This window comes from Type-A symbiont of Plautia stali, assembly GCF_059731155.1.
Genome location: NZ_AP035891.1, coordinates 3,909,964 through 3,932,169 on the forward strand (window position 1 = coordinate 3,909,964; position 22,206 = coordinate 3,932,169).

The window sequence follows — 22,206 nt, forward strand, 5'->3', positions numbered from 1 at the left end:
CGATTTGGCGGCTTAGCGCTGCTGTTGCTTCAGCAGGGCAAATTCCGTGAGCGTCATGCCCTGCGTCCGGGTCGCCAGCCAGCTGAACAGGCCTTCCAGATCGTCATAAAGGCGTTCAATATCAGCCTCCGTTTTAAACGTGGGGCTGCCATCTGGCATAAATTCGGATGAATGCAGCATGAACTCCACATAGTCGTTGCCCTGTGCGAGCGTCTGTTCTGCCACCTGTTTCATCTGGGCCAGATTTCCCCTCACCACCGGACGCAGCCAGTTCACTGAAGGGCCACGCTGCCTGCCGCGGATGCCATTCCACACTTTTTTGAGCTGATTGGTGAACGTGCAATAGCGATACTGAATGCTCATCGGCAGTTCCAGCAGCGGACTATCGCCCGGCCTGGAAATATCCTGTTCATCGAGGAAATAAGCACGATCGGGGAAATGGCTGTAATCCGTTCCGCCCTGTCCCTGCGGTGCACCCTGCGCATTACGCCAGCTCACGCGCGGCGTAACCGAGCAGTCAACCAGATAGCCCTGATCGATCAAGGCGCGGGCGTACACTTCATTGAATGCCCAGCGGCCGGCGCGGTGGCTGGTCGTTTTACGCTGAAAAGCGTTCTCCAGCAGATCGGTCATAAAGTTGACGTTATCGCGCAGGACGTTTTCCGGATATTCAATCAGATAAGGTTGGTAACGCCACTCATCGTCGGTCAGCGCATATTCAGGTGGACTGTACCAGCCATGTAAATGCATACCGATTTCGCCCTGACCGCGCGCCAGCAGATCGCGCCCGAACTCGACATAAGCCGGGTCACTGGCCATCTCATAGTTGGTCAGCTAGGTCGGTTTAAAACCGTATTTCTCACACAGCGCCTGGAAGCGCGGTAAAAACCGGACGTTATAGGTAGTGACCTTGCCGCTGCGATTGCGCCACAGGTTATCCCCTTCGGTATCAAGGGTAATTAAAAAGGCAGGTTTTTCCATAACTTATCCGGTGAATTACAGTGTTATAATCGCTATGGTACGCAACGCTCCTGACGGGCGCAAACTTTTCCCATGCGGGTTCAGGGGGAAGTCGATAGCGGTATAAGATTAGTTAAACTAGAATAATTTAAACTCTTCACTGGCCTGAATTTTAGCAATTAACCGAGCGCACGTTCGTGTAAAATTACCTGGCCATAAAAATAATTAATTGAATTTTCTTATATTAAGTCCTGATAGCACCGGGAATGATAGCAGCTAAGTCTTTACAGCAGACTGGCATGTAGGGGTAAAAATTTTGTCGAAACGCATTTTAATGGTGATTGATGGCCTGCCGGGCGGCGGTGCCGAAAAAGTCGTACTGACTCTGGCGGGGGGCTTCCTCAGTCAGCCAGGTTTCGATCTTCTCATTGCGGAAGGTATGTGATTACCCTATTCCGGCTGGCGTGGATTACCAGGTGATTCTTGATCGCTGTAACCACCCGTGGCGCAAGCTGACAGAAACATGGCGCCGCGCGCGCCTGCTGGATAATGCGGTGCGCGACAGTGAAGCGCGGCACGGCAAATTTGATCTGATCCTCTCTCATCTGCATAAAACTGACCGTACTGTCAGGCAAACGCCTGCTCTCGACGGAGACAGGACCTGGTTCTGTCTGCACGGCGTGTTTTCTGCTTCGTATCTGGCACGTAAAACCGGCTTCTCGCTGTGGCTGAAGCGGCTTAAAATCCGTCACGTTTATCAGGATCGCCAAATCGTCGGGGTTTCGCAGTACGTCATCGACGATATGGTGCAAAACATTGGCGTACAGCCTCGCCAGGCCAAAGTGATCGCCAATCCTTTCGATTTTGAGAGCCTCGCCCGGCTGGCGGCTGAACCCTGCCCGTTAGCCGGCACCGATTTCCTAGTGTACGTGGGACGCTTCCATGAAACCAAACGCCATGACCGCCTGCTTGAAGCCTATGCCCTGAGTGGCATCACCGCGCCGCTGGTTCTGCTGGGACAGGGAAGCGAAAAAATAACGCAAAAATTGCGTGAGCAGGCGCAGAATTCAGGCATTGCGGAGCGCGTGCGCTTCGAGGGTTTTCAGCGCAATCCTTATCCCTGGAAACGGCACGCGCGCCTGCTAGTGGTCAGTTCCGACAGTGAAGGTTTTGGTAATGTGCTGGTCGAAGCCCTGAGCTGCGGCACCGCGGTGGTCAGTACGCGCTGTCCGGGCGGCCCCACTTCGATCCTCACCGGCGAGCTGTCACGCGGTCTGGCAGAGATGAACGCCACATCGCTGGCAGAAAAAATGCGAGAAATTTATACAACTCCCCCCAGGTTGCAACATCTGGACTTAAGCATTTATAGTTTGAGCGTTGTTTGCCAGCAATACCTGCAGCTTATTCAGGTGGCGGAGACGTCATTTTCAACCACGCAGCACGTTTCAGGTTAACAGGTCCCCCATGACGGTGGGACCGAATCATGGGGATGACTACTTGACGTACGTACTACTGTTTATTCTTTTTTCGCCGGTCAAATGGGTCATGAAGTTTGTCCATGGCCGCACCGGTAAAAATCTGGTGATACAGACCGCTAAAATTGGCGACTATATTAATATCACGCCGTTATTATCCCACCTGGGAAAAAGCGATGCCCTGCTGAGCTATAGTGTCGCCCCGCTGGCTGAACGTGACGCCACGCTGGAGCACATGTGGTATATCGAAGATCATCGCTCCGGTTTGATGAAAAAAATAAAACTGGTGTGGCAGCTGCTCAATCGCTACGACAATATTTATTTGCTGCATCCCACCAATCTCAATTTATTTATTGCCGCCTGCTGCAATGCCAGCAACAAACAATTTCTTTCCAGCTATCGGCGCAAAGGCTATCAGGGCCTGTTTTATTTAACGGCCAGCGGCGTGGTCTATCACGAGAAAAATACGTTAACGCTGGAAAATTACCTGAAACTGGCCGATCGCTCTTTTACCAAAGAGAGTTATCCCAAACATGCCACCCTGCCACTGTGGAAACCGGAAACGCTGCCAGCGGAAATTACACAGGCGCCGGGCATCCGTATTGGTATTAGCGTAACGGCAGGGAATCAGGCCAAAACCATTCCGCCGTTAATCTGGTGTCTGCTTTTCGACCACCTGAGCGATCTCCCCTGCACTTTTTTTGCTTTTGGCGCACCGAATGAACAATCACGCGTTCAGGAGTTGTTTAAAGTTGCCCGTCAGCGAAACAATCTGGTGAGTCTGGTGGGTAAAATCCCGCTCGAGGCGCTGCCTGCCGCCATTAACGAGATGGATTTCTATATCGCCTCGGATTCCGGCAATGTGTATATTGCCGACGCGCAACAGGTACCGGTGATTTTAATTTATGGTCCCTGCTGCGTAGAGGAGCAAAGGCCGCTGGGTGACGTGCTCTTAATTAGCCCGAACCACATCGCGCCCTCTTCGTTTGTGTTCGCTGCGCAATACAAATTTGCCCATCCGGTTGAACAGCTGTTCGAGCTGGATGAACGCAAGCTAAATGATATCCATGATTTTATCCGCACCCGGCAGCAGCAGCGCCTGGCGCGACGGAACAACGAAGAACATGACAGCGCAGCCCGATAGCTCATCCCCGCTACTCAGTCTCATTATCCCGATGTTTAACGCCGGTGCTGATTTTACCGGCTGTATCAATGCATTGTTGGCGCAAACCCTGACGTCGCTGGAGATCATCATTGCTGACGATGGCTCCACCGACGGTTCCGGCGAACGCGCCGACGCGCTGGCGCAGCAGTACCCGCATATCCAGGTGATTCATCAGCCGAACGGTGGCGTGTCGCGTGCGCGCAATGCCGGGCTGGCCGTGGCGCGGGGTAAATACGTCAGCTTTCCTGACGCCGACGACACCATGGACCCGGCGATGTACCAGACGCTGGTCGACATGGTGGAGCGCGATCGGCTGGACGCAGCGCAGTGCAACGCCGAGTGGTTTTTCAAGGCCAGCCAGACAATTAAGCCGATGATTCCGCAGGATCGCCTCATCAGCACCGGCGTATTAAGTGGGCCCGAGTGGCTCAACAAGGCGCTGAAAACCCGGCGTTACCTGCACGTCGTGTGGCTCGATATCTACCGCCGTGAGCTGATCGAACAGCTTAATCTGCAGTTTGAACCCGGTCTGCATCACCAGGACATCCCGTGGACTACCGAGTTCATGCTCAACGTGAAGCGCGTGCGCTACACCGATCGGGTGCTGTATCGCTACTACATGCACGATGCGTCGATCAGCAACCGCAAGCGCACCGGCCAGCACAACGTCGACTATCAGCGTCACTACCTGAAAATCGCGCGCATGCTGGAAGAGATCAATACGCGCTATCGTCACAAGGTGAAGATTTACCCGATCTTCCACGCGCAGATTACCCGCGAAGCGCTCAGCGTGTGCCACGCTATCCGGCGCGAACCGGACGCCGCGGCGCGCCAGGCGATAGGCGATGATCGCCGATCTGTTTAGCAGCCAGACGCACAAACGCATGCTGCGCAATGCGCGCGGCGCGCGTCAGTGGTATCAGCTGCTGCTGTGGCTGAGCCGCATTTATCGCTGGCGCAATAAATAAGCGCCCGCCGCGGCTTTAACCCCTCCAAGGTTTGCCCTACAATCAGCTCACTGAATTTTGAGATGATTTGAGTATGGCAAGCCCGATTCCAGCCCACTTTGCACAGCAAAATATTTTGCTGATAAAGCTGCGTCATCATGGCGATATGCTGCTGACCACGCCTGCCATCAATGCGCTGCGCCAGCGCTATCCGCAGGCCAACATTGATGTGCTGCTGTATAAAGAGACGCGCCCGATGCTGGAAGCGCATCCGGCGATCCGTCAGCTGCATATCATCGATCGCAACTGGAAAAAGGAAGGCGGCTGGCAAAAGTTTCGCCATGAGGTCGCGCTGGTGCGGGCGGTGCGCGCCTGCCATTACGATGTGGTGATTAATCTGGCCGATCAGTGGCGCAGCGCCATTATTACCGGCCTGTCCGGTGCGCCGGTGCGCATTGGCTTTGCGTACCGCAAGCGCGACAATGCGTTTTGGCGCTGGTGCCATAACCAGCTGGTTTCCACCGACCGTCACCATCAGTTGCACACCGTGGAACAAAACATGACGGAGCTGCAGCCGCTCGGCATTCCCACCACCGGGGCAACAGCCTCCATGCATTTCAGCGCCGCCGACCAGCAACAAGTGCAGGACGTCCTCGCTCAGCAACCGATCACCGGCCCGTTTGTGGTACTGCAGCCCACCTCGCGCTGGGTTTTTAAGTGCTGGGAAGATGAAAAGGTGGCGCAGCTGATTGATGCGCTGGCCGCTGATGGTCGCAGCGTGGTCCTGACCGCCGCGCCCGGTCAGAAAGAGCTGGTGATGATCGCCCATATTCAGTCACTGTGCCGCACGCCGAACGTGGTGTCGCTGGCGGGCCAGCTCTCGCTGCCACAGCTGGCGACGTTGATCGACGCCGCACAGCTGTTTATTGGCGTCGATTCCGCACCGATGCACATGGCCGCGGCGTTGCAAACGCCGTGCCTGGCGCTGTTCGGCCCGACCAAGCTGCAGCACTGGCGCCCGTGGGGCGACAATAACCGCGTTATCTGGGCGGGCGACTATGCGCCGCTGCCGTCACCGGATTCGATCAATACCAATACCGAGCAGCGCTATCTGTCTGCCATCCCGGTTGAGGATGTGCTTGCCGCCGCCAGGAGCCTTTTGCATGACTAAGTTACGGCTGGCTATTGTCCGGCAGAAATACCGGCCGGACGGCGGTGCCGAGCGCTTTATCTCACGCGCGCTGGAAGCGCTGGACAGCGAGCAGCTCGATCTCAACATCATTACCCGCAGCTGGCAGGGCACGCCGAACCCGGCCTGGCATCTGCACATCTGCAATCCGGCAAAATTCGGCCGCATTTCGCGTGAACGCGGCTTTGCCCGCGCGGCGCGCGCCTGCTGGGAGCGGGAAAAGTTCGATATCGTACAGAGCCACGAGCGCATCGCCGGCTGCGATATTTTCCGCGCCGGCGACGGTGTGCATCGCGTATGGCTGGAGCAGCGCGCACGCATTGTTTCGCCGTGGCAGCGACTGAGCGCTAGCCTGAGTCTGTACCATCGCTATGTGCTGCAGGCGGAAACGGAGATGTTCAACGCGCCCTCGCTGAAAGCGGTGATCTGTAATTCACACATGGTGAAACAGGATATTTTGCGCCATTTCGCGCTGGATGCCGGCAAAATCCACGTGATTCACAACGCCATTGATAGCCAGCGTTTTCAGCCTGCCAGCGATACGCTGCGTCACGCCGCGCGTCAGCGACTCAACCTGCCGCAGGACGCCACGGTGATGATCTACGTCGGCTCCGGCTTCGAACGCAAAGGACTAAAGGCCGCTATCGAAGCGGTCGCTAATAGCGATCGCTACTTGGTGGTGGTCGGCCAGGACAAACAGCTGGCGCGCTATCAGCAACTGGCGAACCAGCTTAACTGTCTTGACCGCCTGCGCTTCGCGGGCGTACAGCAGGACGCTCAGCCGTTTTATCACGCCGCCGATGCGCTGCTGTTGCCAACCCTGTACGATCCGTTCCCCAATGTGGTGCTGGAGGCGATGGCCTGCGGGCTGGCAATCATTACCAGCACCGGCTGCGGCGGCGCAGAATTTATCACCAACGGTGAAGAGGGTTTTGTCTGCGATGCGTTGGATATCAAAGCGTTAAACGAAGCGGTAATGGCAACGCCCGCGCTTTCGCACAATCCGGCGCTGGGCGAAGCCGCACGTCGCAAAATTGAACCTTATGGTCCGCAAAGACTGGCGCAGGCGCTGACTTCGCTTTATCAGCACGACCTGCAAACCCGTTGACGAAGTGGTATGAGCAGGCGGTCAGTTTCTGTTAACATGCCGCCTTTCCTGTGTTTTTTGACGCGAACTGGTCGTAACCTTAACTATGACGACTCTCTATACAGCCCTGCTTTATCTGATTCAGCCACTGATCTGGCTGCGCCTGTGGCTGCGCGGTCGAAAAGCACCGGCCTATCGCAAACGCTGGGCGGAGCGCTACGGCTACTGCAGCGGTAAAGTGGTGCCGCACGGCATCGTGCTGCACTCGGTTTCGGTGGGAGAAACCCTCGCCGCCGTGCCGCTGGTGCGCGCGTTGCGTCATCGCTATCCGACGCTGCCCATTACCGTGACCACTATGACGCCAACCGGCTCCGAGCGCGCCCAGTCGGCGTTCGGCAAAGACGTGCACCACGTTTATCTGCCGTACGATTTGCCCGGCTCAATCAACCGTTTCCTCGATACCGTCGACCCGCGGCTGGTCATTATTATGGAAACCGAGCTGTGGCCGAACATCATTCGCATTCTGCATCAGCGCCAGATTCCGCTGGTGATTGCCAATGCGCGCCTGTCTGAACGCTCCGCCAAAGGCTATAAAAAGCTCGGCGGTTTCATGCATGACCTGCTGCAGCACATTACGCTGATCGCCGCGCAGAACGTTGAGGATGGCGATCGTTTCCTCAGCCTCGGCCTGAAGCGCTCACACCTGGCCGTGACCGGCAGTCTGAAGTTTGATATCTCCGTTACGCCGGAGCTGGCGGCACGCGCAGTGACGCTGCGCCGCCAGTGGGCGTCGCGCCGGCCGGTGTGGATCGCCACCAGCACGCACGAAGGCGAAGAGGCCATCGTGCTCGACGCCCATCGCCGCCTGCTGCAACAGTTCCCGGATCTGCTGCTGATTCTGGTGCCGCGCCATCCGGAACGCTTTAAAGATGCCTGCAACCTGACGCAAAAACGCGGCTTCAGCTTTACCCTGCGCAGCAGCGGCGAGATCCCTTCCAGCGCCACGCAGGTAGTGATTGGCGATACCATGGGCGAACTGATGCTGCTGTACGGCATCGCCGATCTTGCCTTTGTTGGCGGCAGCCTGGTGGAGCGCGGCGGCCACAATCCGCTCGAGCCCGCTGCGCACGCCATTCCGGTGCTGATGGGCCCGCACATCTGGAACTTCAAAGATATCTGCGCCCGGCTGCAGCAGGCGGAAGGGCTGATTACCGTTACTGACGTGGTATCGCTGGAGAAAGAAGTGGCGAACCTGCTGCAGGATGACGATTATCGCCGCTACTACGGCCGCCACGCGGTAGACGTGCTGCACCAGAATCAGGGCGCACTGCAGCGTCTGCTACAGTTACTCGAACCGCATCTGCCTCCACGAGCTCATTAACGCATGTCGCAACGCCAACGTCTCTCCGTGGTGATGATCGCCAAAAACGAAGCTGAACTCCTTCCAGAAGCGCTGGCTTCCGTCAGCTGGGCAGATGAAATCATTCTGCTGGATTCGGGCAGCAGCGATGCGACCATCGAGGTTGCACGCGCGCACGGTGCGCAGGTCTATCAGGCAGACGGCTGGGCCGGCTTTGGTAAGCAGCGTCAGCGCGCCCAGGCCTTTGCCAGCGGCGATATGATTCTGATGCTGGATGCCGATGAACGGGTTACGCCAGAACTACGCCGCGCCATTGAGCAGGTGCTGACACAGCCGCCCAGCGATAAGGTTTACAGCCTCGGCCGCAGTAATCTGTTTCTCGGCCGCTTTATGCGCCACAGCGGCTGGTATCCCGACCGCGTGCTGCGCCTCTATCCGCGCCATCTGCGCTATAACGACAATCTGGTGCACGAATCGCTGGAGACGCAGGGCACGCCGGTGGTGGCGCTGCCGGGTGATTTGCAGCACCTGACCTGCCGCGACCTGATTGCCTTCCAGCGCAAGCAGATGAACTATGCCGAAGCCTGGGCGCAGGAGCGCTTTCAGCGCGGCAAGCGCTGCAGTATTCTTTCTGTTTTCAGCCACACCGCAGGCGCGTTTATTAAGACGCTGCTGCTGCGCGCCGGTTTTCTCGATGGTAAACAGGGCTGGATTCTGGCGGTGGTCAACGCACAATACACCTTCAACAAATACTCGGCGCTCTGGGCGCTGCATCACACCTCAACACAGGGCCGCGTATGAGCACAAAAGCGATTTATCCCGGCACGTTTGACCCGATGACGCTGGGCCATCTGGATATCGTCACGCGCGCAGCGCAGATGTTTGATCGCATCGTGCTGGCGATTGCCGCCAGCCCGAGTAAGAAGCCGCTGTTTAGCCTTGATGAACGTGTCGATCTGGCGCGCCAGGTCACGGCCCATCTGCCGAACGTTGAGGTGGTTGGCTTTAGCGATTTGATGGCGAATTTTGCCCAGGCGCAGAACGCGAACGTGCTGGTGCGCGGTCTGCGTGCGGTATCAGACTTTGAGTATGAGCTGCAGCTGGCGCACATTAACCGTCATCTGCTGCCCACGCTGGAAAGCGTGTTTCTGATGCCGTCCGAAGGCTTCTCATTTGTCTCATCGTCGCTGGTGAAGGAAGTGGCGCGCCATCAGGGTGACGTGCAGGCATTTCTGCCTGCCGTGGTGCATCAGGCGCTGCTGGCGAAGCTGGCGCAGCCGTAATCAGTGCTGGCAGCGTGGACACCAGAAGGTGCTGCGCTGACCGTGTTTACCGCTGAGGATCGGCGTACCACAGGCGCGACAAGGCTCGCCGGCACGGCCATACACCTGCAGCTGCTGCGCAAAATAGCCCGGCTTACCGTCGGTTTGCAGAAAATCACGCAGCGTGGTGCCCCCCTGCTCAATCGAACGCAGCAGCACGGCTTTGATGGTGTTTGCCAGCAGTTCCGCTTCCGCTTCACTCAGGCTCATCGCCGGACGATCGGGTAAGATCCCGGCAGTAAACAGCGATTCGCTGGCATAGATGTTACCCACGCCCACCACCACTTTGTTATCCATCAGCCACTGCTTGATCACTGTGCGTTTGCCGCGCGACTTTTCATACAGATACCCGCCGTTGAAGGCATCGCTCAGCGGTTCCGGACCGAGGTGCGCCAGCACGCTGCTGCCTTCCGGATCGGTAGTCCACAGCCAGGCCCCAAAACGCCGCGGATCGGTATAGCGCAGCACTTTGCCATTGTTCATCACCAAATCGACGTGGTCGTGCTTCGCAGCCGGCAGTTCGCCGGGCAGGACGCGCAGGCTGCCGGACATGCCAAGATGAATGATGATCCAGCCGTGCGGCAGCTCCAGCAGCAGATACTTGGCGCGCCGCTGTACGCTGAGCACCGGCTGGTCGCTCAGCGTGTGGATTTCATGGGAGACCGGCCAGCGCAGACGCGGATTGCGCACAATGGCATGCAGAATGGTTTCTCCCACCAAGTGAGGTTCTATACCGCGTCGGCTGGTTTCTACCTCAGGTAATTCAGGCATCTCATCTCCTCAACGTAGCGCAGAAACAAAAAACCCGGCCGGAGCCGGGTTTTTCGCAAGAACACCAAAATTACTTAATTTTGGCTTCTTTGTAGATCACGTGCTGACGTACAACCGGATCGAACTTTTTCAGTTCCAGTTTCTCAGGTTTAGTACGTTTGTTCTTCGTGGTGGTATAGAAGTAACCTGTACCAGCAGAGGAAACTAGCTTGATCTTCTCACGGATACCTTTAGCCATGATTCAGTTCCTTAGTACTTCTCACCACGGGCGCGGATTTCGGCCAGAACCGTATCGATGCCCTTTTTATCAATAACACGCATACCTTTAGCAGATACACGCAGAGTAACGAAGCGCTTCTCGCTCTCAACCCAGAAACGGTGAGAGTGCAGGTTCGGCAGGAAACGGCGTTTCGTCGCGTTCATTGCGTGGGAACGGTTGTTACCGGTCACCGGACGCTTTCCAGTTACCTGGCAGACTCGTGACATTTCTATTCTCCAAAAATCAAATCAGCTCGAGCTTTAAAAACTAGGTTTTGGCCGCCTCGTCAGGCCTTAGCCCGCCCAGGCGAGTTCCATGTGAACCCGCTAAGCTGGCCCAAACGCCAAACCCGAGATTCTCACAAGGTGGCGTAGTATACGCCGCTAAGCCGAAGTGCTCAAGTCCCGAACAGATAAAGATCCCTCCGGATCGCGCAAAAACGCCGGATTTCTGCCCAGTTGACGCCGTGAATTACAGCCAGCCGCGCTCGGCGAAAGAGGTAAACTCGCCGTGACCAATCACCAGATGATCTAATTAGCGGATATTCAGCAGCGCGCAGGCCTGCGCCACCTTGCTGGTAATCTCGCGATCGGCACGGCACGGTTCGGTTCCGCCATGCCGGACGGATGATTGCGCGCCAGTATCACCGCCGCCGCGTTGAGCTTTAGCGCCTCACGCACGATTTCACGCGGATGCACCTCCACGCTGGCAATAGAGCCGGAAAACATCTTCTGCGCCTGCAGAACGCGGTGCTGGTTATCCAGAAACAGCGCCATAAAGATTTCACGCTCCTGATGTGCCAGCACGCTTTGCAGGTAGTGGCGCGTGACCTGCGGATTCTCCATGACATTTTCGCGCGCCAGCTGGCTGGCAAAAAAGCGCCGCCCCAGTTCCGCAATGGCATGCAGTTGTGTCATTTTGGCGCTGCCGACGCCCTTTATCTGCCCCAGCTCCTCTTTACTGGCGGTCATGATGCGATACAGCGAACCGAACTCGTTCAGCATCAGCCGCGCCAGCCCCATGACGCTGTTGCCGCGCGTGCCGGTACGTAAAAAGATCGCCAGCAGCTCGGCATCGCTTAGCGCCTCGGCGCCCAGCAGCGTCAGTTTTTCCCGTGGTGCCAGTTCCGTCATCGTTCCGCCCTCCCTGCAATGCCGCCATTCTGCGCCGGTGCATTGCAGGCCACCAGCGGCGCGTGACAAATTCCAGAGCCGGCTCGCAAAGGGCGCAAGCAGTGAAAAGGCGGGTCGCCGATTTTGTGATAAAGTTGCTTGCATCTGTCGCGCCAGGCGCGGCACTCTGCGTTGAAGTGAGGCAAACAACATGATCGGATTAGCCGGAAAAAAAATTCTACTGGGCGTCAGTGGCGGCATCGCGGCCTATAAAGCACCGGAACTGGTGCGCCGTCTGCGCGATCGCGGCGCGGATGTCCGCGTGATGATGACCGATGCGGCCAAAGCCTTTATTACGCCGCTCAGCCTGCAGGCGGTTTCCGGCTATCCGGTGTTTGATGACCTGCTCGACCCGGCGGCCGAAGCGGCGATGGGCCATATCGAACTGGCAAAATGGGCCGACCTGATCGTACTCGCGCCCACAACCGCCGATCTGATTGCACGCATTACCGCTGGCATGGCAAACGACCTAGTCACCACCGCCTGCTTGGCCAGCGCGGCACCGGTCGCCATCGTGCCGGCCATGAACCAGCAGATGTACCGCGCGGCAGTAACGCAGGAGAATCTGCAGCGTCTGGCGCAGCGCGGCGTGCTGGTCTGGGGACCGGACAGCGGCAGCCAGGCGTGCGGTGATATCGGTCCGGGCCGCATGCTGGACCCGCTGGCCATCGTTGCGCATGCGCTGGAGTGGGCCGCGCCCGCCAACGATCTGCAACATCTCAACATTATGATCACCGCCGGTCCGACCCGAGAAGCGCTGGATCCGGTGCGTTATATCAGCAATCACAGCTCCGGCAAGATGGGCTATGCGGTTGCCGCGGCAGCGGCGAAGCGCGGCGCAACCGTGACGCTGGTTTCCGGTCCGGTGGACTTAGCCACGCCCGCCGGCGTGACGCGCATTGATGTCAACAGCGCACTGGAGATGGAAGCGGCGGTGATGGCGCAAATCAGCCAACAAGATATTTTCATTGCCAGCGCAGCCGTGGCAGACTACCGGGCGGCAAACATTGCCGCAGAGAAAATTAAAAAACAGGGTGGCGATGATAACGTCACGCTGCAGCTGGTGAAGAACCCGGATATTGTCGCAGGCGTCGCGGCGCTCAAAGTGCAGCGCCCTTTCGTGGTGGGATTTGCTGCCGAAACCCAGAATGTGGAAGAATACGCGCGGCAAAAACGGGTGCGGAAAAACCTGGACCTGATTTGCGCCAATGATGTGGCGCAGGCCGGGCAGGGCTTCAATAGCGACACCAATGCTCTTCACCTTTTTTGGCAGGAGGGAGAGAAAGTCTTACCGCTCAGTGATAAGACGCTCCTTGGCCAACAATTAATAGACGAGATTGTCAGCCGTTATGATGAAAAAAATCGACGTAAAAATACTTGATGCGCGCGTAGGCAAGGTATTCCCACTACCCACCTATGCGACCTCTGGCTCCGCAGGTCTCGATCTGCGCGCCTGCCTTGATGACGCACTGGAAATCGCACCGGGCATGACCACGCTGGTGCCGACCGGCCTGGCGATTCACATTGCCGATCCGTCGCTGGCCGCCGTCATTCTGCCGCGCTCCGGTCTCGGTCACAAACACGGCATCGTACTGGGTAACCTGGTGGGTCTGATTGACTCTGACTATCAGGGCCAGCTGATGGTTTCGGTGTGGAACCGTGGCCAAGATAGCTTCACGCTGCAGCCTGGCGATCGCCTAGCTCAGCTGGTGTTTGTACCGGTGGTGCAGGCCGAATTTAACCTAGTGGAAGATTTTGACGCCAGCGATCGCGGCGCAGGCGGTTTCGGTCACTCTGGCCGTCAGTAATACGCTCACTTTTCGCATAGCCATCTTTTTATTTCTTGTCGCCACAGGCCGCTTTATCTGTGGCAGATAAGGCAGTATTGCCTGTTTTTGGTGAATTTCAGGGGTGTTGAAGGTCATGGCTGAAAAAAAAGTCGCGAAACGGAATCGTCGCGAAGAGATTTTGCAGGCGCTGGCGCAAATGCTGGAGTCGGGCGATGGCAGTCAGCGTATCACCACCGCCAAGCTGGCCGCCAATGTCGGCGTTTCGGAAGCGGCGTTATATCGCCACTTTTCCAGCAAAACGCGCATGTTTGATAGCCTGATTGAATTTATTGAAGACAGTCTGATTACCCGCATCAATCTGATCCTGAAAGATGAAAAAGAGACGATGGCGCGTCTGCGCCTGATCGTGCAATTGCTGCTGGGATTTGGTGAGCGTAATCCGGGGCTGACGCGCATCCTGACCGGCCACGCGCTGATGTTTGAACAGGATCGCCTGCAGGGGCGCATTAATCAGCTGTTTGAACGTATTGAAGTTCAGCTGCGCCAGGTGATGAAAGAGAAGAAGATGCGCGACGGCGAAGGTTTCCAGACCGATGAGACGCTGCTCGCCAGCCAGCTGCTGGCGTTCTGCGAAGGTTTGCTGTCACGCTATGTGCGCTCGGAGTTCCGCTATCGCCCGACCGCCGATTTCGACAGCCGCTGGCCGCTGATTGCCGCACAGCTGGTTTAATACGCACAGCGGATTTGTAGCGGTGCGATCCATCGCGCAATAAATTGCGCCGCTACGCTATCTTGCGGCGCTGACTACCGCGGCAAAAACTCAAGACTTTACTCTTTGCGATACGCCCCGACCTTCGCCACCAGGTGCGCATCAATGCGCACCCTACAACGAGGCATCCTGCGACTGTAGATACCGTCTTGCCGGTTACCTGGCAAGACATATTTCGGCATCGAACGGACGACCCGACTTCAGCACACCATAAGCCAGCTGCAGCCGTTTCTTCAGCAAACTTACCGCCGGATTCCACTTCATCGCCACTATCGCTGGCATGTACAGTGAAGTGGCACACTAAATTTGTGCCACCTGAACAGAGGTGATATGCTTACCTCAGAACAACACAGGTGCCATAATGAAAAAAAGAAATTTCAGCGCAGAGTTTAAACGCGAAGCCGCTCAACTGGTCCTTGATCAGAACTACACCGTTGCAGCTGCGGCCAATGCTATGGATGTGGGTCTTTCTACCATGACGCGATGGGGAAAACAGTTGCGGGATGAACGACAGGGCAAAATACCTAAAGCCTCCCCTATAACCCCGGAACAGATTGAAATACGCGAGCTGAAGAAAAAGCTACAACGTATTGAAATGGAAAACGACATATTAAAAAAGGCTACCCACCGGTATAAACGTGGTGGTCATGAACACATCGTTATCCCGAATCGCCTTGAGCGACAGTTCGCAGTGACAGAGCCTAATCAGGTGTGGTGCGGCGATGTGACGTACATCTGGACAGGCAGGCGTTGGGCTTACCTCGCTGTTGTTCTCGATCTGTTGGCAAAGAAACCGGTAGGCTGGGCAATGTCATTCTCACCGGACAGCAGGCTGACCATCAAAGCGCAGGAAATGGCGTGGGAAACTCGCGGTAAACCAGCCGGAGCGATGTTCCACAGTGACCAGGGTAGCCACTATACAAGCAGGCAGTTACTGTGGCGTTGCCGGATCAGGCAGAGTATGATCCGACGTGGAAACTGTTGGGACAACAGCCCGATGGAACGCTTCTTCAGAAGTCTGAAAAACGAGTGGGTGCCAGTGACAGGTTATATAAACTTTAGCGAAGCTGCACATGCGATCACAGACTATATCGTCGGATATTACAGTTCGCTAAGGCCGCATGACTATAACGGTGGGTTACCCCCAAACGAATCGGAAAACCGATACTGGAAAAACTCTAAAGCGGTGGCCAGTTTTAGTTGAACACTTCAGGTTGTAATCCGTATCATAGCGATCGCCGAGATAATGATAGATCAGTGACCAGTCAAACTCATAAATCGTCCAGTCGAGCTGGTATTTCACCTGCTGCTTCGCACGGCGCACCAACGGTTGATCGGTTTCAGCATCGCGCGCATCGACATAGTCGTAAGAAATCCGATGGCTAAGCGGACCGGTATCGAACGACGCCGTGGCTTCTACGCCCTTAATGCGCGCTTTATCGATGTTGTAATAGATATACGTGGTGGGATCGCTATCAATCAGATTATCGATATCGTTACGATAACCGGATACGCGCCAGTTTACCGGCCCGGTCAGGCCAGAGAAGCCCGCTTCCCACTGTTTACTCTCTTCCGGCTTCAGGTCGCTGTTGCCATAAGAACCATACAACTGGCCGAGACGAGGCGCTTTATACGCCCGTCGCGTAATTGGCAAACACGCCATAGCCATCAACAAACGCCCATGACGCCCCACCCTGCCAGGTGCCGTGCCAGCCAAGCTGGCTGTTGTCGTCACCGCGTACCGCGCCTTCCAGCGTGACACTGCCCAGCTGCTGCTGGGTGGTAGCATAAATGCCGGTATTACGCAGCTCAGTACTGTCAGCCACGTAAGCAGTGCCGGGTTCCGTGGTCTGTTTCTGCCAGTCCACACCCGCGCTTACGCTGCCCTGCGCCACCTGCAACGTATTGCCCCACTGCACATTGTACTGCTTGCTGTCATCCAGCGTGGTCGACGGGCCGTAGCGGCCTGTACGCGGATCATAGTTATAGTCTTTGCTGCGGCTGTAGCTGGCGATCAGCTGCGTCGAGTAAATGTCGTTGCTGTAACGCAGGCCGCTGTCCCAAGTCTGGCTATAGAGCTGACGAGTATCGTTTAATCCATTGATGTTGAAACTGTTATCGTAGCTGTAGGTGCCGTCGTAGGCCGTACGGTTGTCAAAACCGTAGCCGCGGATAAAGCCGCTCAGCCCGTCACTGAACTGGTGCTCCAGCGCGCCATACAGTGTCTTATTCATGAAGCCATCGCGATCTTTCTGCGCCGGATCGCCATACACATCCGGCAGGTTTGCCACCACATCATAGCCGCGCGTATAGGTGTAGCTGCCCGCCATGGTCAGCTTTATGGCTGCCCCCAGCTGCTGCTGGGTAGAACCTTCATAGTTTTGATAGCCTTTCGAGCCCACGCCCGCGCTCAGCGTCGTGCCCGGCTTATCACGACCGGTGATGATGTTCACCACGCCGCCAATCGCATCGGAGCCATACACCGCCGAACGCGCACCGCGCACATATTCGATGCGCTGGACCAGAGAAAGCGGAATCTGGCTTAAATCAGACGATCCGGATACGCCCGCCTGGTTTAGCCGGATACCGTCGATGAGTATGAGTACGTGGCTGGAGTTGGTGCCGCGCACAAAAAGCGAACTCAGCTGGCCAAGGCCACCGTTCTGCGCGATGTCTATGCCAGGCAGGCGACGCATGACGTCCGTCAGGCTTTTAGCCTGCCAGCGATCGATATCGTCGCGGGTCACGACTGTTGTCGGCGCGAGAACGGAGGAGACCGGCTGCAAAAACCGGTTGGCGGTAACGATTTGCGTATCATCATTCTGCTGCGCGTAGCCAGATTGCGCCCAGAGCGACAACGCCGTTGCACTAAAGGCAAACAGCGAAGCGTGTGTTGTTTTCATTGTTATAGCATCCAAAAGACGAAGTAGGATGCCGCAGGTCCGGGATCGATAGCACGCGATGATCTCAGAAGTTGCGACGCCACACCGGCAGGTCTTCAGGCTGGGAATCATAAGTGGTGAAGACTTCCCATCCGCGAGGACAGTGTCTGCAATTGCGATCACCACGACATTCTTTTACCGCTGCGCGTCAGCTCCAGATTCACACTGGATTCCCTTTTAACTCAAGGAGGCCGGCTGCCGCAGTCTACGTTTAAGAAGGCCGGAAATCCAGACTGCCAGCCTTCCTGCACTGTCTGCGGCTGGACATCAGCAGGTGAATGCTTACAATCGCCCGGCAGGCAGGCTTAACACCAAGATTGAAGATGACACCCGAACAACTTCCGATTGAACAATACGACGCGCAACTGGCGGAAAAAGTCAGCCGCTTACAGGCGATGATGGCCCCCTACGCAGCGCCCAACGTGGAGGTGTTCCGCTCGCCGGTTAGCCACTATCGTATGCGCGCCGAATTCCGTATCTGGCACGACGGTGACGATCTTTATCACATCATCTTCGATCAAGAGACCAAGCAGCGTATCCGCGTCGATCAGTTTCCGGCGGCCAGCCAATTGATCAACACGCTGATGCCAAAGTTGATCGCTGCGATCCGCGATAATCGCGCGCTGCGTTTCAAACTGTTCCAGATCGATTATCTCTCTACCCTGAGCAACCAGATCGTGATCTCGCTGCTGTATCACCGCAAGCTGGAAGCCGACTGGACCGAAGCCGCGACTGCGCTGCGCGATAGCCTGCGTGCAGAAGGGTTTGATGTGCCGCTGATTGGCCGTGCCACTAAAACCAAAATCTGCCTCGATCGCGATTACGTCGATGAGCGCCTGCCGGTGGCCGGCCAGGAGATGATCTATCGTCAGATGGAGAACAGCTTCACCCAGCCGAATGCGGCGATGAATATTCAGATGCTGGAGTGGGCGCTGGACGTGACGCAAGATTCGCGCGGCGATCTGCTGGAGCTGTACTGTGGCAATGGCAACTTTTCGCTGGCGCTGGCGCGTAACTTCCGCCGCGTACTGGCAACGGAAATTGCCAAACCGTCGGTGGCTTCGGCGCAGTACAACATCGCGGCCAACCACATCGACAACGTGCAAATTATTCGCATGGCGGCCGAAGAGTTTACCCAGGCGATGAACGGCGTGCGCAGCTTCAACCGTCTGGAAGACATCGATCTCAACAGCTATCAGTGCGAGACCATCTTTGTCGATCCGCCACGCAGCGGGCTGGATGACGAGACGGTGAAGATGGTGCAGGCCTATCCGCGTATTCTCTATATTTCCTGTAATCCGCAGACGCTGTGCGACAACCTCAGCGTACTGAGTGCCACGCATACCGTCACGCGGCTGGCGCTGTTTGACCAGTTCCCTTACACTCACCATATGGAATGCGGTGTGTTACTGACGCGAAAAGCCTAAAAAAAACGGGAACCCTGCGGTTCCCGTGATTGTTTTCAGTGCTTGTTCTTGCTGTGGCGGAAGCGCATGGCGATCCAGAATACCAGCGCCACCATCAGAATGGTCGGGATGAAGTTAGACCCGATATCCGGATATTCGGCACGCACCAGCGCGCTGTACACCAGAATCCCCAGCAGAAAAAATGCCGCCGCCAGCGAAGGCATGCCGTCCGGCATATTGCGGTTGAGATAGCGCTGATGCAGACACCACGCGGCAAGGCCAAGGGCGATCAGCGGGAAAATCGAAAAGGGAACAAAGGTGCTAAACAGCACCGAAAAGGAGCCGTTGATAGCTAAACCGGTGATAAAAGCCAGTAACAGCGTTCCTTTATCGCGAGGGTTTTGCTCAATCATTTCATTATCCTTATCACATTACTCTTCGGGGGTTTCCAGGGTAACAGCCAGGCGCTCTTGCTCCCGGCGATACCAGTAATACGCGCCTTTGGCGATCATTCGCAGCTGCAGCACCAGACGCTCTTCCAGTTTGCGCCGCTGTTCGATATCCACATCCAGCGCTTCCGCGCCGGCGCTGAACACAATCGTCACCATCGCTTCCGCCTGCGCTTCGGTAAAGCTGCGCGGCATGCGGTTTTCCAGCTCAAGGTAGTCGGCCAGTTCAGCGATAAAGTGCTGAATCTCCCGCGCGACCGCCGCACGGAAGGCCGCTGACGTGCCGGAGCGCTCGCGTAGTAAGAGACGAAAAGCGTTGGGATTGTTCCCGATGAACTCCATAAAAGTGGCGACCGAGGTTTTAATGATGCTGCCGCCTTTGGCGATCCGCTGGCGCGCCTGGCGCATCAGCTGGCGTAGCATCAGGCCACTTTCATCGACCATCGTCAGGCCGAGCTCATCCACATCGCGAAAGTGACGGTAGAACGAGGTCGGTGCAATGCCGGCTTCGCGTGCCACTTCGCGTAAACTCAGGCTGGCAAAACTCCTTTCTGCACTTAACTGACTGAATGCCGCTTCAATCAGTGAACGTCGTGTACGTTCTTTTTGTTGCGCTCGAACGCCCATTTTCCCGGCCTTGTGAGTAATCAGGCAGGCACTATAACAAACTTTTCAGCGTACAGCGGCGCAAAGTTTGTGACCGCCTGTTAACCTCACTGATTGTCAAACTTTGCCAATTTACGCTGTTAGAATTCAGATGTGCGCGGCGAGATGTTAGAATCTCGTTGTAAAAATGTATAGAAACATAGGACGTACTGGTATGCAAAAGTCTTACGATTACGATGCCATTGTGATTGGCTCCGGTCCGGGCGGCGAAGGTGCGGCGATGGGGCTAGTGAAGCAGGGAGCGCGCATTGCAGTGATCGAACGCTACCACAACATCGGCGGCGGTTGTACTCACTGGGGAACCATCCCTTCCAAAGCTCTGCGTCACGCTGTCAGCCGTATCATCGAGTTCAATCAAAACCCTCTTTATAGCGATCACACCCGACTCCTGCGCTCCTCGTTCGCCGACATTCTGAATCATACTGAGAACGTCATCAGCCAGCAGACTGCCATGCGTCAGGACTTTTACGAGCGTAACCGCTGTGAACTTTATCAGGGCGACGCCCATTTTATTGATGCCAACACCATCGAAGTGGAACAGCCAGACGGCACGCGCGAGCGCTTAACCGCAGAGAAGTTTGTCATCGCCTATGGTTCCCGCCCGTATCATCCGGCGGACGTCGATTTTACCCATCCGCGCATTTACGACTCCGATTCCATCCTCAACCTGCATCATGAACCCGGCCACGTTATCATTTACGGTGCGGGCGTGATTGGCTGTGAATATGCGTCGATTTTCCGCGGCCTTAACGTCAAGGTTGACCTGATCAACACCCGCGATCGCCTGCTGGCGTTCCTCGATCAGGAGATGTCTGATTCGCTCTCTTATCACTTCTGGAACAGCGGCGTGGTGATTCGTCACAACGAAGAGTTTGAGAAGATTGAAGGTGTCAGCGATGGCGTCATCATGCATCTCAAGTCCGGCAAAAAGATCAAAGCCGATTGCCTGCTGTACGCTAACGGCCGTACCGGTAATACCGATTCACTGGCACTGGAAAACGTCGGGCTGGAAGCCGATGGCCGTGGACTGCTGAAAGTGAACAGTATGTATCAGACCGCACAGCCGCATATCTATGCGGTGGGCGACGTGATTGGCTACCCGAGCCTGGCCTCTGCCGCTTACGATCAGGGCCGCATTGCCGCGCAGGCGATCATTAAAGGGGAAGCCACCGCGCACCTGATTGAAGATACCCCGATCGGGATTTACACCATTCCGGAAATCAGCTCCGTCGGCAAAACCGAACAGCAGCTGACGGCGATGAAAGTGCCGTATGAAGTGGGCCGTGCGCAGTTTAAGCATCTGGCGCGCGCAGATTGTCGGCATGCACGTCGGCAGCCTGAAGATCCTGTTCCACCGCGAAACCAAAGAGATTCTGGGTATTCACTGCTTTGGCGAGCGTGCGGCGGAGATCATTTACATCGGCCAGGCCATCATGGAGCAGAAGAACGGCGGTAACACGATTGAGTATTTCGTGAACACTACCTTCAATTACCCCACCATGGCCGAAGCCTACCGCGTGGCGGCGTTAAACGGCTTAAACCGCCTGTTTTAACGAACGGTTTAGGTAACCCTGCATGTGGGTTTTAATTGCTTCTGCCAGCTGCTCATAGCGGCTGCGCAGAGGCGATCCCGGCCGATACACCAGCGCGATGGTGCGCTGCGGCACCGGTTTGTAACACGGCAGATAGCACACGCCATTACGTACGCGCTCATTCGGTACCGCCAGCGACGGCAGCAAAGTGATACCGCTGCCGGCTGCTACCATGTTGCGCAGCGTTTCCAGGCTGGTCGCGCGGAAATGGGTATCTTCATCAGCGCCGGCTTCGAAGCAGAAACCCATCGCCTGATCGCGCAGACAGTGACCATCTTCCAGCATCAGCAGTTTCTCACCGGCCAGATCCGACATCGGCACGCGATCGCGATCGTGCCACGGGTGCTCCTGGTAGATCGCCAGCTTCATCGGCTCATCAAACAGCGGCACTTCAATAAAAGCTTCGCTCTCTTTTACCAGTGCCAGAATAGCGCAGTCGAGCTTACCGCTGTCGAGCTGCGCCAGCAGCTGCTGCGTTTGCGCCTCGTGCAGATACATCTCGAGTTTCGGGAAGGTCTGATGCAGCATTGGAATAATATGCGGCAGCAGATAGGGACCGGTGGTCGGAATCAGACCAATGTGCAGCGGCCCGGACATGGTTTCGCCCTGCTGGCTGGCCATCTCCTTCAGTACCTTCACTTCACACAGCACGGTTCGCGCCTGATCCACCAGCAGCAGTCCAGCCTGAGTAAACAGCACCTTACGGCTGGTACGTTCCAGCAGCATCACACCCAGTTCATCTTCCAGCTTGCGAATCTGCCCACTCAGGGTCGGCTGGCTGACATGACAGGCATCAGCGGCACGACGAAAGTGGCGATGTTCCGCCAGCGAAACCAGATATTCCAGATCACGAATGTTCATTGATAGCCTCCAAACCACGATAGC

General features: G+C 56.4%; 17 protein-coding genes, 7 pseudogenes and 1 riboswitch. Of the genes and pseudogenes, 14 read left to right on the forward strand and 10 right to left on the reverse strand.

Features of this window, described 5'->3' with window-relative positions:
• Positions 1-12 precede the first annotated feature (12 nt).
• A pseudogene (locus tag AC6I8M_RS20680) lies at positions 13-981 on the reverse strand (polysaccharide deacetylase family protein).
• A 313-nt stretch (positions 982-1,294) separates the two neighbouring features.
• Between AC6I8M_RS20680 and AC6I8M_RS20685 the strand changes: the two are divergent.
• From AC6I8M_RS20685 to coaD, 8 genes and pseudogenes are all read left to right on the forward strand, one after another.
• Positions 1,295-2,414, forward strand: a pseudogene (locus AC6I8M_RS20685) (glycosyltransferase).
• Between the two features lie 43 nt (positions 2,415-2,457).
• A complete protein-coding gene (locus tag AC6I8M_RS20690; protein ID WP_058948838.1) occupies positions 2,458-3,579 on the forward strand; it encodes a glycosyltransferase family 9 protein in 1,122 nt (373 codons plus the stop codon).
• Between the two features lie 31 nt (positions 3,580-3,610).
• Positions 3,611-4,568: pseudogene (locus AC6I8M_RS20695) on the forward strand (glycosyltransferase).
• A gap of 73 nt (positions 4,569-4,641) precedes the next feature.
• Positions 4,642-5,718, forward strand: coding sequence for a putative lipopolysaccharide heptosyltransferase III (rfaQ, locus tag AC6I8M_RS20700; protein ID WP_010616501.1), 1,077 nt, complete (start codon positions 4,642-4,644; stop codon positions 5,716-5,718).
• Positions 5,711-6,844 carry a glycosyltransferase family 4 protein gene (locus AC6I8M_RS20705; RefSeq protein WP_010616500.1) on the forward strand — a complete coding sequence of 378 codons (1,134 nt, stop codon included), beginning with the start codon at positions 5,711-5,713 and terminating at the stop codon, positions 6,842-6,844. Before rfaQ ends, AC6I8M_RS20705 begins: the two co-directional genes overlap by 8 nt.
• An 85-nt stretch (positions 6,845-6,929) precedes the next feature.
• Entirely contained in the window at positions 6,930-8,204 is a 1,275-nt protein-coding gene (waaA, locus tag AC6I8M_RS20710; RefSeq protein ID WP_010616499.1) for a lipid IV(A) 3-deoxy-D-manno-octulosonic acid transferase, read from the forward strand.
• Between the two features lie 3 nt (positions 8,205-8,207).
• The gene (locus AC6I8M_RS20715) at positions 8,208-8,984 is read left to right on the forward strand and encodes a glycosyltransferase family 2 protein (protein ID WP_010616498.1); all 777 of its coding nucleotides are present in this window, start codon (positions 8,208-8,210) and stop codon (positions 8,982-8,984) included.
• Positions 8,981-9,466, forward strand: a complete 486-nt coding sequence (gene coaD / locus AC6I8M_RS20720) for a pantetheine-phosphate adenylyltransferase (RefSeq protein ID WP_010616497.1) — start codon at positions 8,981-8,983, stop codon at positions 9,464-9,466. The genes AC6I8M_RS20715 and coaD overlap by 4 nt, the downstream gene beginning before the upstream one ends.
• Here the strand turns inward: coaD and mutM are convergent, their stop codons facing one another.
• The 4 genes and pseudogenes from mutM to radC all read right to left on the reverse strand — a co-directional run bounded on the left by mutM (position 9,467) and on the right by radC (position 11,668).
• Positions 9,467-10,276 (reverse strand): bifunctional DNA-formamidopyrimidine glycosylase/DNA-(apurinic or apyrimidinic site) lyase, encoded by an 810-nt coding sequence (mutM, locus tag AC6I8M_RS20725; RefSeq protein WP_498013594.1) that lies wholly within the window; start codon positions 10,274-10,276, stop codon positions 9,467-9,469.
• 70 nt (positions 10,277-10,346) lie between these two features.
• The gene (gene rpmG / locus AC6I8M_RS20730) at positions 10,347-10,514 is read right to left on the reverse strand and encodes a 50S ribosomal protein L33 (protein WP_010616495.1); all 168 of its coding nucleotides are present in this window, start codon (positions 10,512-10,514) and stop codon (positions 10,347-10,349) included.
• A gap of 11 nt (positions 10,515-10,525) precedes the next feature.
• A complete protein-coding gene (gene rpmB / locus AC6I8M_RS20735; protein WP_010616494.1) occupies positions 10,526-10,762 on the reverse strand; it encodes a 50S ribosomal protein L28 in 237 nt (78 codons plus the stop codon).
• Positions 10,763-11,006: 244 nt separating this feature from the next.
• A pseudogene (gene radC, locus AC6I8M_RS20740) lies at positions 11,007-11,668 on the reverse strand (RadC family protein).
• A 190-nt stretch (positions 11,669-11,858) separates the two neighbouring features.
• Here radC and coaBC point away from each other — a divergent pair.
• The 3 genes from coaBC to slmA all read left to right on the forward strand — a co-directional run bounded on the left by coaBC (position 11,859) and on the right by slmA (position 14,227).
• A complete protein-coding gene (gene coaBC / locus AC6I8M_RS20745) occupies positions 11,859-13,088 on the forward strand; it encodes a bifunctional phosphopantothenoylcysteine decarboxylase/phosphopantothenate--cysteine ligase CoaBC (protein ID WP_058948837.1) in 1,230 nt (409 codons plus the stop codon).
• Positions 13,057-13,515: a dUTP diphosphatase gene (dut, locus tag AC6I8M_RS20750; protein WP_022548519.1), complete on the forward strand. Its 459-nt coding sequence runs from the start codon at positions 13,057-13,059 to the stop codon at positions 13,513-13,515. Before coaBC ends, dut begins: the two co-directional genes overlap by 32 nt.
• Before the next feature lie 115 nt (positions 13,516-13,630).
• Positions 13,631-14,227 (forward strand): nucleoid occlusion factor SlmA, encoded by a 597-nt coding sequence (gene slmA / locus AC6I8M_RS20755; protein WP_010616491.1) that lies wholly within the window; start codon positions 13,631-13,633, stop codon positions 14,225-14,227.
• 195 nt (positions 14,228-14,422) lie between these two features.
• Here the strand turns inward: slmA and AC6I8M_RS20760 are convergent.
• A pseudogene (locus AC6I8M_RS20760) lies at positions 14,423-14,551 on the reverse strand (IS110 family transposase); the annotation flags it as partial.
• Positions 14,552-14,627: 76 nt separating this feature from the next.
• Here AC6I8M_RS20760 and AC6I8M_RS20765 point away from each other — a divergent pair.
• Positions 14,628-15,470 (forward strand): IS3 family transposase, encoded by an 843-nt coding sequence (locus AC6I8M_RS20765; RefSeq protein WP_498013595.1) that lies wholly within the window; start codon positions 14,628-14,630, stop codon positions 15,468-15,470.
• Here AC6I8M_RS20765 and btuB read toward each other — a convergent pair.
• Positions 15,462-17,169 (reverse strand): annotated as a pseudogene (gene btuB / locus AC6I8M_RS20770) (TonB-dependent vitamin B12 receptor BtuB); the annotation flags it as partial. The gene AC6I8M_RS20765 and the pseudogene btuB overlap by 9 nt on opposite strands.
• A 68-nt stretch (positions 17,170-17,237) precedes the next feature.
• Positions 17,238-17,419, reverse strand: a riboswitch (cobalamin riboswitch).
• Between the two features lie 112 nt (positions 17,420-17,531).
• Between btuB and trmA the strand changes: the two are divergent.
• Positions 17,532-18,635: a tRNA (uridine(54)-C5)-methyltransferase TrmA gene (gene trmA, locus AC6I8M_RS20775; RefSeq protein ID WP_022548516.1), complete on the forward strand. Its 1,104-nt coding sequence runs from the start codon at positions 17,532-17,534 to the stop codon at positions 18,633-18,635.
• Between the two features lie 35 nt (positions 18,636-18,670).
• Here the strand turns inward: trmA and AC6I8M_RS20780 are convergent, their stop codons facing one another.
• Together AC6I8M_RS20780 and fabR are read right to left on the reverse strand one after the other, a co-directional pair.
• Positions 18,671-19,027: a YijD family membrane protein gene (locus tag AC6I8M_RS20780; RefSeq protein WP_022548515.1), complete on the reverse strand. Its 357-nt coding sequence runs from the start codon at positions 19,025-19,027 to the stop codon at positions 18,671-18,673.
• 18 nt (positions 19,028-19,045) lie between these two features.
• Entirely contained in the window at positions 19,046-19,690 is a 645-nt protein-coding gene (fabR, locus tag AC6I8M_RS20785) for an HTH-type transcriptional repressor FabR (protein ID WP_031279587.1), read from the reverse strand.
• A gap of 193 nt (positions 19,691-19,883) precedes the next feature.
• On the opposite strand from fabR, the pseudogene sthA reads away from it, so the two are divergent.
• A pseudogene (sthA, locus tag AC6I8M_RS20790) lies at positions 19,884-21,282 on the forward strand (Si-specific NAD(P)(+) transhydrogenase).
• Here sthA and oxyR read toward each other — a convergent pair.
• On the reverse strand, positions 21,265-22,182 hold the full coding sequence (oxyR, locus tag AC6I8M_RS20795) for a DNA-binding transcriptional regulator OxyR (RefSeq protein WP_010618725.1): 918 nt from the start codon (positions 22,180-22,182) through the stop codon (positions 21,265-21,267). The pseudogene sthA and the gene oxyR overlap by 18 nt on opposite strands.
• Between the last annotated feature and the right edge of the window lie 24 nt (positions 22,183-22,206).